The organism is Sporomusa aerivorans (assembly GCF_041428895.1).
In the GTDB taxonomy this organism is placed as follows: domain Bacteria; phylum Bacillota; class Negativicutes; order Sporomusales; family Sporomusaceae; genus Sporomusa; species Sporomusa aerivorans.
The window spans coordinates 4592800-4606276 of record NZ_CP156926.1; the positions used below are offsets into that span (position 1 = coordinate 4592800).

General features: G+C 42.3%; 12 protein-coding genes and 1 pseudogene. 6 read left to right on the forward strand and 7 right to left on the reverse strand.

Translation table 11 applies throughout. The annotated features are described in order from the left end of the window. Positions 1–23 precede the first annotated feature (23 nt). The 4 genes from SATMO3_RS22205 to SATMO3_RS22220 form a co-directional block, all read right to left on the reverse strand. On the reverse strand, positions 24–1241 hold the full coding sequence (locus tag SATMO3_RS22205; RefSeq protein ID WP_371371950.1) for a metallophosphoesterase: 1218 nt from the start codon (positions 1239–1241) through the stop codon (positions 24–26). Positions 1242–1460: 219 nt separating this feature from the next. Continuing rightward, entirely contained in the window at positions 1461–1778 is a 318-nt protein-coding gene (locus tag SATMO3_RS22210; protein ID WP_371371951.1) for a hypothetical protein, read from the reverse strand. 175 nt (positions 1779–1953) lie between these two features. Then, complete coding sequence (locus SATMO3_RS22215) at positions 1954–2154, reverse strand: 4-oxalocrotonate tautomerase family protein (RefSeq protein ID WP_371371952.1); 201 nt, start codon at positions 2152–2154, stop codon at positions 1954–1956. Then, the gene (locus SATMO3_RS22220; RefSeq protein ID WP_371371953.1) at positions 2154–3266 is read right to left on the reverse strand and encodes a YbfB/YjiJ family MFS transporter; all 1113 of its coding nucleotides are present in this window, start codon (positions 3264–3266) and stop codon (positions 2154–2156) included. The genes SATMO3_RS22215 and SATMO3_RS22220 overlap by 1 nt, the downstream gene beginning before the upstream one ends. Before the next feature lie 161 nt (positions 3267–3427). Between SATMO3_RS22220 and SATMO3_RS22225 the strand changes: the two genes are divergently transcribed. Then, entirely contained in the window at positions 3428–4294 is an 867-nt protein-coding gene (locus tag SATMO3_RS22225; RefSeq protein ID WP_371371954.1) for a LysR family transcriptional regulator, read from the forward strand. A 243-nt stretch (positions 4295–4537) separates the two neighbouring features. On the opposite strand, the gene SATMO3_RS22230 is transcribed toward SATMO3_RS22225, so the two are convergent. The 3 genes from SATMO3_RS22230 to SATMO3_RS22240 all read right to left on the reverse strand — a co-directional run bounded on the left by SATMO3_RS22230 (position 4538) and on the right by SATMO3_RS22240 (position 7453). Beyond that, positions 4538–5740: an MFS transporter gene (locus SATMO3_RS22230; RefSeq protein ID WP_371371955.1), complete on the reverse strand. Its 1203-nt coding sequence runs from the start codon at positions 5738–5740 to the stop codon at positions 4538–4540. 251 nt (positions 5741–5991) lie between these two features. Further along, positions 5992–6660: a DUF3786 domain-containing protein gene (locus tag SATMO3_RS22235; RefSeq protein WP_371371956.1), complete on the reverse strand. Its 669-nt coding sequence runs from the start codon at positions 6658–6660 to the stop codon at positions 5992–5994. 349 nt (positions 6661–7009) lie between these two features. After that, positions 7010–7453 (reverse strand): MarR family winged helix-turn-helix transcriptional regulator, encoded by a 444-nt coding sequence (locus tag SATMO3_RS22240; protein ID WP_371371957.1) that lies wholly within the window; start codon positions 7451–7453, stop codon positions 7010–7012. Positions 7454–7925: 472 nt separating this feature from the next. Here SATMO3_RS22240 and SATMO3_RS22245 point away from each other — a divergent pair, with 472 nt between their 5' ends. The 5 genes and pseudogenes from SATMO3_RS22245 (at position 7926) to SATMO3_RS22265 (ending at position 12937) form a co-directional block, all read left to right on the forward strand. Continuing rightward, positions 7926–8279, forward strand: a complete 354-nt coding sequence (locus SATMO3_RS22245; protein ID WP_371371958.1) for a winged helix-turn-helix transcriptional regulator — start codon at positions 7926–7928, stop codon at positions 8277–8279. A 150-nt stretch (positions 8280–8429) separates the two neighbouring features. Next, complete coding sequence (locus SATMO3_RS22250) at positions 8430–9590, forward strand: iron-containing alcohol dehydrogenase (RefSeq protein ID WP_371371959.1); 1161 nt, start codon at positions 8430–8432, stop codon at positions 9588–9590. Positions 9591–9605: 15 nt separating this feature from the next. Continuing rightward, positions 9606–9818: pseudogene (locus SATMO3_RS22255) on the forward strand (cyclodeaminase/cyclohydrolase family protein); the annotation flags it as partial. A 297-nt stretch (positions 9819–10115) separates the two neighbouring features. Next, on the forward strand, positions 10116–11714 hold the full coding sequence (locus SATMO3_RS22260) for an alkaline phosphatase (protein ID WP_371371960.1): 1599 nt from the start codon (positions 10116–10118) through the stop codon (positions 11712–11714). 62 nt (positions 11715–11776) lie between these two features. Then, a complete protein-coding gene (locus SATMO3_RS22265) occupies positions 11777–12937 on the forward strand; it encodes a YibE/F family protein (protein ID WP_371371961.1) in 1161 nt (386 codons plus the stop codon). Positions 12938–13477: the final 540 nt, after the last annotated feature.

Here is a 13477-nt window from a genome sequence, read left to right on the forward strand (position 1 = left end):
GGGTTTTCTAATATTGCCTGCTGCTATTTTTTGATTTCTGTTTGATCAATAAGCTCACCGTTCTGTTTGAAAGCAGCGACTTTAATAAAATCATGCGAAGCTTCCAGCACAAGGTAATTCGGCATGTCAAGCGGATTATAATAAACCTCGTCCATCGGTTTTTGCGGCGATTTATCCCAGACCTTTTCCCCGCTGCGGCCTGTCGTAATATAGATAGTACCGGCGGGATCGCGCCTGCCATTCTTCAGCGCCGCCGTACGCGCATAGGAATGCACATGCGCCGTGAATACGAGATCCACATGATAAGTATCAAACACCGGGGCAAATGCTTTGCCAATTTCATCAAGCGGCCCGGTGAAAGGATGTGCCCATATACCGCGATGCATAAGAACTACCTTCCACCTTTTCTGCGTTTGAGCTAGGTCGTTTGCCAGCCATTTCTTTTGTTGTTCCAACAAGTCAGGATACCAGTCATGCAGTTCATTCAACTGGGTATTAAGCACGGTAAAATGTACATCGCCATAATCATAGGAGTAAGCATATCGTTCCAGCCCCGCCGGACCATTTCCCGGTACGGCAAAAAACGAGAGATAATAATTGGGCAGGGCCATTTTCCAATCGAGACTATATGCCTCGTGATTTCCCATCACCGGAGCTATCGGCATCGCTTCAAAAAGCTTCGCTGCCCCGTCAAACCAGGCGTTCCACTGCCAGTCGTCTTGTCCGTTATCAACGAGATCCCCCATATTAATAAAAAACGCTGCATCAGGGTTGTTCGCCCAGGCTATCTGCGCTGTTTTCGCCCAATCTTTACTATAATCAGCTGACTGTGAATCACCAAAGACAAGTGTCTTAAAAGCTGTCGCCTCCGGCTCAGTTTTGAATTCTTTCCATACCGATTGCCGCTTGCCAACAGAAACACGATATTCATACTCAGTTCCAGCCGTAAGGTTGGTTATGTGAGCCGTATAAAGCATAAACCGTTTGCCGCCATTGTCCGACGGCAGTTCCACTGCTTCTGCGTTAATTTTTGTGCTATTGTTCGATTGCTTGGGACGTATCTCCAAACTTCCCGGATTCCCGAAATTTGATGTTTTCCATGAAATCGTGCGCTCATGTTTCATATCCGCTGTAACCACATGCATGATTTGCGCCATATCGCTATTAAACGATTTCGACACAAATATGGCACTAATAGCTACGATAGAAATAAAAATAAAACTCAATATATACTTTTTCATTTTTCCACCTTGCATAATTTAGTACTTTGTCATTATTATCCATAGCAGCTTAATTTATCCATTGCTGCTCTCATCGTTTTTCCAGCCATAAAAGCAACCTATATTGGCTGAACAGGTACACTGCAGACATTCATCAGTAACTCAAGGAATATAACCATTATATATCAGTTCTCCCCTTGACGCCCGTCATCATAAGGAGTGTTATCATTCTTCATAAATTTACCCTTCACCCGCTGACTTGACCACATCAATATTATTGCTCAGCCACTGCCTATAATAGTGTATTTGTTCGTCAGTGTGAGAATAATGCTCGCCAGGTTCCAACATGTTCAACTCACAGTGATAACATTTGACGAATTCAGAAACCACATCAGATTCAGAAACATTATCATCTGAACCATAGAGAATGGCAGTTGGTTTGTTCCACGTGTCAATAGGATGAGCTTTAACATAGCAGTAATAATCCCAATAGAATGTCTGTCCAATTGGAGTTTCAATTTTCTCTTCGACTTTTAAGGACGAGGTTGTCGACATCATACTCAAAAAACTCTTTCCCCATTTTCAAATATTTGCTACACAAGCGCAAACTCCTGCCAGATTAATCCAATTTAGCAGGAGTTTCTCTTTTATTACTACTATTTGATTTATTATAGCCAGAAGACAGGGCCAATAAGAAAAGGAACTTATTCTCCTAAAATCTGATTACAATTTCTTAATTTCGTTTCCTCAAGGTAGTAACAGTTTCTCCGCCTATTCCCCAGTTGTCGGTATCCACCTCATCAATCACGACAACTGTTGTTTTAGGATTTTTTCCTAGTACATCCACAAGGAGTTGAGTTGCTCCCTGAATTAATTGTGCTTTTTGTTCGGGTGTGGCTCCTTCTTTGGTAATTTTTATGTTTACATATGGCATTAGATATCAGCACCTTTCCTGTTTATTTTTAATGTCATTAATACGAGCAAAGCAAATATCAAAATCACAACTGCAAAAAGGCTGGGGGCTAAGATATTAAAGTTTTTTTGAAGATACGCTGCTACAATAGGCCCTATGATCTGGCCAAAGGCGTATACGGTTGTCAATTCTCCGATAGCCTGTATTTGAGCTTCTGGTTTCATCTGGCATGCCAAGGTTATTGTAAGACTGGTTATCCCCATAAAAGTTCCACCAAATAAAGCACCTCCGATCAAGGTACTAACTTGATTTGGAATTATAACTGGCAGAAGAATTCCCAAAGCCTGCAATCCGAAAGCCAGTATAAGGCCCACTTTTACATTTGTCTTTTTTGAGATTTGCGCCCAAAGATATGTCGATGGGGCTGCCGCCAAGCCAATGAGCACCCAGCTTTGGGTCGCAATATCGCGCAACTCAGGCATTGATCCTATCATTTGTACAATAAATGTGGCTGTAATGATATAGCCAATCCCCTCAAGTCCATAGCTGGCGAGAAGAACGTACCACTTATAGTCCCTCACAAAGCTATTTGGGGTTCGTATTTGTCTTGGCTCTCCAGCTTCGGAGGAAGATACTTTCGCTAAAGTATACCATGCAATAGTTCCAAAGATACTTCCACCAAGCGCTAATCCCAGCCATGTGGCTCTCCAGCCACCTATGGTATCGAACATTGGTACAAATATACCTGTAAACGCAATGCCAATACCCACTCCACTATAAAGATATCCCGCCCAATCACTTCGCCCTTGTCCTAATGTAACGCTTGAGGCAACGACAAATAAAATTGCGCTAAGAAAGCCAGAACCTAGCCTTAGCAATATCCAAAGTGAATCATTCAGCGTGAATGGCACAGCTATCAGTAAAATGATACTGGCAACTAATCCTACTCCTAGCCAGGCTCGTAAATGCTTTCTTGTCCATTGTGTTCGGGAGATATACGCTCCAATAAGATAGCCTAAATAGTTTGCAGAAGCCATGACTGCAATATTCCATCCCGTTATACCAATATCTCTTTGCATTAGTGGGATTATTGGAGTAAACCCAAATCGCGAAATCCCCATTGCTAAGCTCAAAGCACAAATTCCACCTATAAGAGTGGAAATACTACGGCAATTTTTCGATTTGTTCACCTCCTAGCCAACGAATATGGTTTTATGTTACTATAGAGAAGTCGCCAATAAAAGCGATTAATGTCTATGACAGCAATCGGATTTGTCTATGGAGGCTAACAAACATGGATTTAGAAGACCTAAAAGTATTCCGTGAAGTAGCTTTACATGGTTCCATGACCCAAGCAGCTGAAAGACTGGGATACGCGCAATCTAGTGTTACTGCTCGTATCCGTAAACTAGAAGCAAGCCTAAATGTTAATTTGTTTTATCGTAATGCAAAAGGAGTACGGCTCACCCCCGCCGGTCAAATTTTCCTCGAACAAGGATTAAAGATTACACAACTGATGGAAGAATTATACCGCCGTTTGAGTCCAAATGAGGTACCAGGAGGATTACTGCGAATTGGCTCTATGGAAACAACAGCCGCAGTTCGCCTTCCTTCACTGCTTAGAAAATATCATTCCTTATATGACAAGGTCGAATTATCGCTTCAGACTGGGACTACCGAATACTTAATCAATCAAGTTCTGCATTACCATCTCGACTTAGCATTTGTTGCCGCGCCTGTTAACCACCCCGAAATCACCGAAATCGAAGCCTTTAGAGAAGAGATGGTCCTAGTTAGCGAAAAGGGACAAGACACGCAAAGTATTTCGGAAATCATGAAAAATAGAACGATATTAGTTTTCCGCACTGGCTGCGCTTATCGAGCATTACTTGAGCGATATTTACTGGAGAATAAATCTGTACCTCTGATGCGTTTTGAATTTGGATCTCTGGAGGCTATTATTGGCGGAGTATCGTCTGGTATGGGAATCTCCTTATTGCCTAAATCCGTTATAGAAAGTAAGCTTCAGTCAGGCGGTCTAACCGCCTATGAATTGCCGTCTCACCTGCGAAATTGCGCAACAATGCTGATACAGCGAAAAGATGCGGTACAAACGGCGGCTATGGCTAATTTTATTGATTTGATATGTTCCGAACACTAGTATTTTCACTATACATGTTTGTTTTTCATTTAAAAAAGCCTCAATCCGCGATTAAGGATTGAGCGCCTTTTTTGCACTTGTCAAACTTATTATTCTCAGCTTTCCAGAAACTACACCTGCCGTTTCTGAACTGCTTTAACGGCATTCCCCAGCTTTGCCCAGGTTTACATATACTTGCTGCCGAAGCAAGGAAACTACTCTCTGTCCTGTCGGTCCGCGATTAGTCGTTATTATATTCTATACTCACATGCTTATTTTGTCCTCTCGAATCGGAAGGTTAACCAGTGCCGCTAAAGCTGCTAACATAATGTCCGCGTACCACATCCACATATAATTACCATCATGCGCCATAGAAAGGCCGCCTAACCAAGCACCTAGAAATCCTCCAATTTGATGGGTAAGCAACGTCAATCCAAAAAGTGTAGCTAAATATCTTGTTCCGAACAGTTTTCCCACAAGACCGGCTGTTGGAGGTACTGTCGCCAACCAGGTAAAACCAAGCGATATAGCAAAAATATAAAATGTCAAGACAGTTTTGGGAGCCAAGAGATACAGTCCGATCATTACAGCGCGGCTACCGTACATTACAGCAAGTATATACTTCATCCGGTAGCGAGAACCAAGTGAGCCGGCAAACAAACTGCCTGCTATATTAAATAAACCAATGATAGCCAATGAAGCCGCAGATACATCTGCTGAATGCCCACATAACGCAACTTCGCCAGGCAAATGTGTCACTAGAAATGCAATATGAAAGCCGCATGTAAAAAAACCGGCATGCAGACAAAGGTAGCTTCGGTCCTGCATCGCGAGACGTATTTGCTGAAGCAGCCCCATTGAATTTTGCTCTGTTGCAACTACCATTTCTGGAGATCGTTTACCGCGTAGCAGTGAAGCAAGGGGAATTGTGAGGAGAGTGGTTGCCGCCATAGTAAACATGGCGGCAACCCAACCAAATCCGCTAATGATAGCTTGTAATAGCGGTGCAAAGATAAATTGTCCTAATGAGCCTCCTGCATTTATAAAACCACCGGCAAAAGATCGGTGTTCAGGAGGTACCTGCTGGGATGTGGCACCAATTAGTATGGAAAAACTCCCAGCACCTGCTCCTGCTGCGCTTAAAATGCCCACAGTTAACATCAGCGACCACTCTGAATTGACGAACGGCGTAAGAGCTAATCCTCCTGCAAGCATGAAAGTGCCACATACAATCACTCCATAAGAACCTCTTTTGTCAGCAATGGCTCCAAAAATGGGCTGCACAAAACCCCATATAAACTGCCCTACCGCGAGCGCAAAGCTGATTGAAACGATACCTAAGCCAGTTGTTCTATCGATTGGTGAAATAAAAAGCCCAACTGATTGTCTTGCCCCCATAGTAATCGCCAAAATTGCGGCTGAGCTTAGCATTATCAGCCATGCTGTCCTGTTTGAATTAGCTTCCATATATGTCTCCTTTAGCGGATTAAATCAGCGAGTAGTGCACGAAATATTTCTAATAACTAAGACGAATATTGGGCAGACGTTTGATTTTATAAAAAGCCGCCCCCTTCGCGGGAATGAGAAGCGGCGTGCCGAAACTCCCTACGTCCTCTATGCGCCGGAGATCTCCCGCCAGTTTAGCTGTGGTCTGGATGATGCCTGCACTTTGTCTTTGAGATGTCGATAATCTTGTCGTTACGAAGTACCCGATCATATTAGAGCTTGTTAACTTTATTATTACTAGGCACCATGTCCACGCCGGAATTTGTTACCGCCAATTTAATCAGTTTGTTGGCAAGATAGCTGCCGACGCCGATAACGCTCTCAATGTGTAGGAAATGTTCGATAGACGGATCAAATAAAATAGTGGCGTTGGCCGGAACTTCTTCGTCTCCCTCCCAGATAATCACCCCAAGCGGAATCTTGGGGAATACCTGGAAGACAGCTGAGGCAGTACCAAAACTGGCCGGCTGGCCGCCGATTTGTCTGGCGCATTCTAAGAGGAGTGCCGACTGGTGGCCAAACGCTTTAATGAGACCACGGATGGAATCTTTATAGAAGGCGGGATAGAAAAGCATTCCGCCGCCCGGTATTTCCTTAAGGCTGACCCACTTGCGGACAGGTTCTTGCCTAGATTCAAAAAAAGTAAGGTAATGCAGTATGAGCATACGCGCGCCGATGCCGGGAACCACGCCATCTGCCGCATTATAGATGGCTTGCTGGCTGCAGTCGGCAATGAATTTTTCATTAAAAAGCGGGACAATGAACTGCTGCTTGTTGCTAAGGTAAGTTACCTGCATGACATCGGCAATATTAGCGGGATCTTTGAGTTTAAGATCCTCCCACCCCTTATCAAGGGCGACACGGTAATTAGTCTTTTCCAAATAAATTCCTCCCTAATACTTAATTGAATTATGACCATGGTAGATGCCGCTCGGCACGGCCCCCAGAATCCCTTCTTCTTCGATACTTTTAAATAAACTGATTCATATCAGTTGTCGTCGTTAAACATCCTGGCTCGTGCAAGCAAGCTCCATTGCTGTTTCGGCAATTCCTCATTAACCATTTGGGTATGTTGTACTGTTTTATCTGGTTGTTGACCCATCCATATTTTTTCTAACTCTTCAAATAAGGCTATAGTAGGCCAAAATTCTCATTATTTTTTATGTATATACACATAAAACAATGCACTACCGACCAATTATTTGCCTGTAATGGGGTCTCATTTGTAAATCACGGCACGAGCGCCTCTAACTTTGGCAGCAGTTGCTTAAGCATAGCCAGTTCCTCTTTTCCAACGTATTCCTTCATGGTTCCTTGCGCCCCTTTCCATAGCACCATCCCTGAAGCAACTACGTCTTTTCCCGCTTTCGTCAGCTTTATTTGCCGGGTACGCGAATCTTTGCCCGGGTTAATCTCAATAAATCCAGCATCAGCCAGAGGCTTCATATTACGGTTCAGAGTTGTCCGGTCAACACGCAAGATCTTTGACAGCTCGTTTATAGTGGCCTGTTCCGCTACTTCGAGATTGCTCAGTAGTGCCAATTGAGCAACTGTAAGTCCACTAGGCTTCAATATCTCATCGTAAAGCTGAGTAACCGCTCGGGAAGCCCGCCGCAAATTCAAGCAATAACAAGGGCTAGGGGGCTTAGGATAAACTTCTTTAATATGTTTCATGATATCCTCCTTTCATAGGGCTCAGCCGTTATGTGCATATACACATTTTGTTGTAAATATACTACGTTACCTCATACTGTGTCAAGTATCTCGAAAAATATTACCTTTATGATCATGAGCACTAGAGCAGGCAATGAGATGGTATACTATTACCACCATACTGCCCTAAAGGACCGGAACTGGCCAGGGAGATTTTCCTGTATGATCTATTTCCGCTCCCGGTCCCCTTCTTCTCCTTGTTCAAGCTGAAACTCATGCATCACCGATTTTTCATTTACAACCACCCTTGAAGATGTTATTTTTCATAGACTAGCGTAGAGTATCGAGAGTCTGTTTGAAAAAATACGACTAAACTACTTTTATGAATCAAGGAATTAGCAGCAAAATGAAGAAATGGATAGTGGACTAGGGTAAATAGGAGTCCGTTAATAAATCATTACCTGTGTTAATTATTAAGTAGGAGATGATAAGGATGCCTCACGATCGAAAAAACAAGATCAGTTGTAATAATTATGAATGTGAAATAGAAGTAACTTTAGAGGTTTTAAGCGGCAAATGGAAATCCTTGATATTATGGCATTTGTGTCAGCATAAAGTTATCAGATTCAATGAATTTAGGCGTTTAATACCTAAAATAACGCAAAAGATGTTAACACAACAATTACGAAATTTAGAAGAAAACGAATTAGTGAACCGAACCGTTTATGATGAAACGCCGCCAGTGGTTGAATATTCTCTTACCAATCTAGGAAAGCAGCTTGTCCCGATATTAGAAAAGATGGATGAGTGGGGGAAAAAATATGTTAACTCACACATACCTCACTAAAGCATTGAATGGGTAGACAAAAATCACTGCAAAATTAAACCTTTTGGTAACTATCATACGGAAAAGTGCCTTCTTTTTTTGCTGATTTGATTTCTGTATACTATGAATCACTAGGGTAACCTAGAAAAATAGTCGGAGGTCAATGAAGCTATGCAAAGATTTACCATACCAAGGGATATTTATATTGGCGATAATGCGTTAGAGCATTTGAAACATCTTAATGGGAAAAAGGCTTTTTTAGTAATTGGATCACAACGCTTAATCAAAGACGGAACAATTGCAAAGATCGAGAATTTGCTAAAAGAGGCTAACATTGAGACTCAAATATTTGTCGGTGTTGAAAATGATCCCAGCGTTGAAACCGTTATGAATGGCGTTAAAGCAATCAACACATTTAACCCTGACTTAATCATTGGTATCGGCGGCGGTTCACCCATTGATGCTGCCAAGGCTATGTGGATTTTTTATGAGTACCCGAATTTCACGTTTGCAGAAGCCGCTAAGCCGTTTAGCCTGCCTGAATTAAGAACCAAAGCAAAGTTTATTGCCATTCCTACTACCAGTGGTACAGGAACAGAAGTAACTGCTTTTTCAATAATTACAGATAACAAAAATGGAATTAAATACCCTATTGCAGACTATAACATCACGCCCGATGTTGCCATAGTTGATACCGGGTTAGTACAAACCATGTCAAAAACTTTAGTTGCCCATACCGGAATGGATGCTTTGACTCATGCCTTTGAAGCCTATGTTTCTAAAGTACGCAATCCAATTACCGATGGCTTGGCAATGAAAGCGATAGAAATGACAGTTGATAATCTGCCTAAATCCTTTAATGGAGATCCAAATGCGAGGAAAAACATGCATATTGCGCAATGTTTAGCTGGAATGGCTTTTTCGAACGCTATTTTAGGTATTGTCCATTCTATGGCGCATAAGACGGGAAAATTATTCGCTATTCCTCATGGTTGCGCCAATGCTATCTATTTACCGCATGTCATTGCATTTAATGCAGAAGAAGAAACCGCAGGTGCAGCTTATGCGGATATTGCTAAAAGACTGGGCTTACAAGGAAAAACCAACAGCGAACTGGTAGATTCATTAATTGCGTTAGTGAAGGATTTAAGGTCCAAAGTTGAAATACCGTCGACGTTAAATGAATTTGGTGTACCAGAAAATCTATTTAAAGCACATCTGGATGAGATATCTGAACTTGCGATCCAGGATCCATGCACGGGTACAAATCCCAGAGATATTTCTGTCGAACAAATGAAACAGCTTTTTGAAACCGTGTATTACGGAAAATAAAAAACAGGTTCTGACTCACCAGCTCCGAGTGGTGGCAGTATCTCGGCGCTGGTTGGTACGCTTGGCGGCGCCTCGACAGTAATTGTTTGCCGGCTACACCGTAGACACAGTAAATATGTTGAAGTACAGGGCGAAATAGCTGCCATTCTTGCCGAAGCTGATTCATTATCAAGCGAACTTGCCGGATGCGACATTATACAAAAGAAAACCCATCGGCTGCTTTTTTAGCCGATGGGTCTTTTGATTCATCTATCTTTTCAGTTTTTCATCAAACTCAACGCAATCTAGTCTATCTTCCTGTATCTCCTCCCCTTATCTCCCGAATTGCTAGATAGGCTAATAAGAATTTTCTTAATATTTTCAATTTAAAGACTTTTAACTGAAAATGGTATATATTATAATAAAAAAGATGGAAAGTTGTGCTTGCCAAATAACTTGACAAAGGGGTGGACGGATTATTTCGAGCAGGCAAGAGCAGCTTTCCCAGATAGTGATCTGAGCATATTTAAAAGGAGAAGATAGTTTATGTTTAAAAAGAAACGTTTACTTCTGCAGTTAATGGCTGTTTGCTTAGTATTCTTTTTCTGCATTACCTTTGTCACAGGATACTCACCAATAACTGCACAATCCGACCAAAGGACTGCTCAGGAGATATCCAGTATTGCTAAAACCAATGTTGCTCCTACAAACGTAAAGCCGAAATATATTTTTTTATTTATCGGTGATGGCATGAGTTTCCCTCAAGCCACAGCATTGGGCCATTATAACGGAACTGTTGACCATAATTTTGTGGGAACCTTGGACAAGCCGACACGTGAAAACATTCCTAACGCAGAAATGCCTTCCTTTGTTAGTTTTCCTGCTGTTGGTGCTGCCACAACCTATGATGCTTCCAAGTTTATTACCGACTCAGCTTCCGCGGCAACAGCCATCGCCTGCAGCGTGAAGACCTTAGATGGCGCGCTTGGCGTTGACCCTTACAACAAGCGCGTTATATCGATTGCGGAACAGTTAAAAGCGCAATCAGGCTATAAGATCGGTATTGTGACAAGTGTTTCACTTGATCATGCAACACCGGCAGGCTTTTATGCGCATCTTCCTAACCGGAACAGTTTCTATGAAATTGGACTGGACTTGATCGCAAGCAACTTTGATTTCTTTGGCGGCGGCGGTTTTAAACAGCCTACCGGTAAAGAAAAGAATCAAACCCACCTGTTCGATTTGGCTAAACAGGCCGGCTATAATATAGCCAATACTTATGAAGACATAAAAGCTTTGAATTCCCGTTCGGGCAAAACAATTGCAATTAATCCCGTCTTGGACAACCCTGGCGATGTGGCCATCAATTATAACATTGACCGTGATGCCAGCGATTTGGCACTTGCAGATTATGTACAAAAAGCCATTGATGTTCTAGGCGAAAAAGACAATTTCTTTATTATGGCTGAAGGCGGCAAAATTGACTGGTCGGGCCATGCCAATGACGCTTATACAACGATTCAGGAAGTGAAGGACCTGGAAAATGCCGTTAATGTAGCAGTGGCTTTTGCCAAAAAGCATCCAAAGGAAACACTCATTATTGTGACAGGCGATCATGAAACAGGCGGCTTCACCATGGGCTATAACGGCACGCAATATGATACATATCTTCATTTGCTCCAAAATCAAAAGCTGTCATTTAAAAGGTTCGCCGACGAATATGTAAAACAATATCGCGACAATAATGTTCCTTTCGAAACCGCAATGGCTGATGTTAAAAATCTCTTTGGCCTAGTGCTGCCTAACGGTCCTGTGGTTGCCGGCATGAAGGATCAGTCTTTGGTTTTGACTGCTAAGGAAGTCGCACAGTTGCGTGAAGCTTATGCCGTAAGTATGATTCCATACAACCAGCGTCAGCGCGATAAGGAATACCAAACTACTTATAGCATGTATGACCAAGAACCTTTCCAAATTGTCATTACCCGTATTTTAAATAGCCGCGCAGGACTTGGCTGGACATCGACTGCGCATACCGGCCTCCCTGTTGCCGTGTATGCCTTGGGGGCAGGACAGGATGTATTCAATGGGTTCTATGATAATACCGACATTAGCAAGAAAATCAAATCTCTTGTAGGATTGCGCTAATTGATGATGCGACTGCCGCCTTTCTTATTGAAAGGCGGCAATATTACTATGCGAGGTTAACTATGATAAGAAAATATTATATCAAGTGTGTTGCTTCAAAATCATTTATACCGTCAGTAGTGGTTTTGCTGTCCGTTCTTGTACTCATCATGATACCGGATCGATTTGTGAATCCCGTATATAAGCAGTTCGAAACTTCAAAAGCCCGGGTGATATCCGTAAGCAACAGCGGTATCCACAGAGCCGGTATTGTTGCGTATGGTGAACAGCAGTGTATGGTTGAGCTGCTGGACGGCAGTTATCAAGGAACAGTTGCCGAAGCCATGAATATGCTGTCCGGTTCTTTGGGAACCGATAAGCAGTATCAGGCAGGGGACATTGCTCTCGTTACAGTGGGTGGAAGCCAAAGCGAGGGCGTCTATAAAATATCCATGGTAGATCATTACCGGCTTAACTATCAGGTGTTTCTTGTCGGTGCATTTATGTTGCTGCTGATTGTATTGGCTGGTTGGATCGGTGTACGGGCTATTTTAGCTTTTTTATTTACTGTTCTTTGCATTTGGAAAATGCTGATTCCACTTTTGCTGGCAGGATATCAGCCAATTTTGTGCGGTCTTTTGATTACAGCCATGCTGACAACAACCATTATCATTTTGGTATATGGTTTTGACAAGCGCTTCATTGCTGCGACAATGGGATCGCTTTTAGGCACCGGTCTGACGGCCCTATTGGCCATTATTTTTGTTAAAATGTCGAAAATTCACGGTGCTGTTATGGATTATTCCGAAAGTCTCCTGTACACCGGTTTTCAGCTTAACCTGACAGAAATATTTATTGCCAGTATTTTTATTGCTTCATCGGGGGCGGTAATGGACGTTGCCGTAGATATTACGTCGGCAGTTTATGAAGTGATTGAAGCAAATCCTGCAATTAGTAAAGCCGCAGCTATTAAAGCAGGACTTAACGTTGGCCGGACTGTTATTGGAACAATGAGCACTACTTTGCTATTGGCCTACTCCGGCGGATACATCGGTTTGTTGATGGTATTTGTAGCTCAGGGGACGCCGGTGATGAATATATTGAACTTAAATTATATTTCAGCCGAAATATTAAATACTATGATTGGAAGTTTTGGCTTAATTACCGTTGCGCCTTTTACTGCTGTCACCAGCGCTACTTTGCTTGCCAGGAAAAACGACAGTGCGGCTAAAGCGTCTGTATAACTATAAATGCTTACATTCATACCTATTTAATAGGGCTGAATACAGAATAGATAAGATGGAACGGTTTTCATGTATCATTACAAATACAATCGATAATATTGACAAAATCATTTTTTTAGACGAGAAAAATTGCTATTTGCACATGGGATGCAAATAGCAATTTGGGTTTTACTACTAATTGAGGGAGGAATCAAAAAATCTTTTCGAAAAGTCATGCACAAAATCGCTAAGCACCCCTTAAGCCCAGGTATTTAGCGGTTCTTCTGTGACTTTAACAATAACTTTGTCGTTTTTTAAGCATAAGCTTGCCGTCAGAAAGGTCTGTAAAACCGTACAATTACTCGAATTAGCACAAATACAAGTGGGAATACATAGAAATACCGACCATACATCGTAATATAAAAACGCCCGGCCATACAGGCCGGGCATCGCTAAGGAGATAGCCTTCAAAGTAATGATCTGGGGTGATGGATTAGGCTAGCAGGTTGAACTAAAATCATCCTCAAAACCGCAAAATAGTAATAAAATGATTATAATAAT

What these genes read in the sequence shown, in the direction of transcription:
- SATMO3_RS22205 (WP_371371950.1), bottom strand. Translation starts at nt 1,241, where the DNA reads ATGAAAAAGTATATATTGAGTTTTATTTTTATTTCTATCGTAGCTATT.
- SATMO3_RS22265 (WP_371371961.1), top strand. Translation starts at nt 11,777, where the DNA reads ATGATAAGAAAATATTATATCAAGTGTGTTGCTTCAAAATCATTTATA.
- SATMO3_RS22225 (WP_371371954.1), top strand. Translation starts at nt 3,428, where the DNA reads ATGGATTTAGAAGACCTAAAAGTATTCCGTGAAGTAGCTTTACATGGT.
- SATMO3_RS22210 (WP_371371951.1), bottom strand. Translation starts at nt 1,778, where the DNA reads ATGATGTCGACAACCTCGTCCTTAAAAGTCGAAGAGAAAATTGAAACT.
- SATMO3_RS22215 (WP_371371952.1), bottom strand. Translation starts at nt 2,154, where the DNA reads ATGCCATATGTAAACATAAAAATTACCAAAGAAGGAGCCACACCCGAA.
- SATMO3_RS22230 (WP_371371955.1), bottom strand. Translation starts at nt 5,740, where the DNA reads ATGGAAGCTAATTCAAACAGGACAGCATGGCTGATAATGCTAAGCTCA.
- SATMO3_RS22245 (WP_371371958.1), top strand. Translation starts at nt 7,926, where the DNA reads ATGCCTCACGATCGAAAAAACAAGATCAGTTGTAATAATTATGAATGT.
- SATMO3_RS22240 (WP_371371957.1), bottom strand. Translation starts at nt 7,453, where the DNA reads ATGAAACATATTAAAGAAGTTTATCCTAAGCCCCCTAGCCCTTGTTAT.
- SATMO3_RS22250 (WP_371371959.1), top strand. Translation starts at nt 8,430, where the DNA reads ATGCAAAGATTTACCATACCAAGGGATATTTATATTGGCGATAATGCG.
- SATMO3_RS22260 (WP_371371960.1), top strand. Translation starts at nt 10,116, where the DNA reads ATGTTTAAAAAGAAACGTTTACTTCTGCAGTTAATGGCTGTTTGCTTA.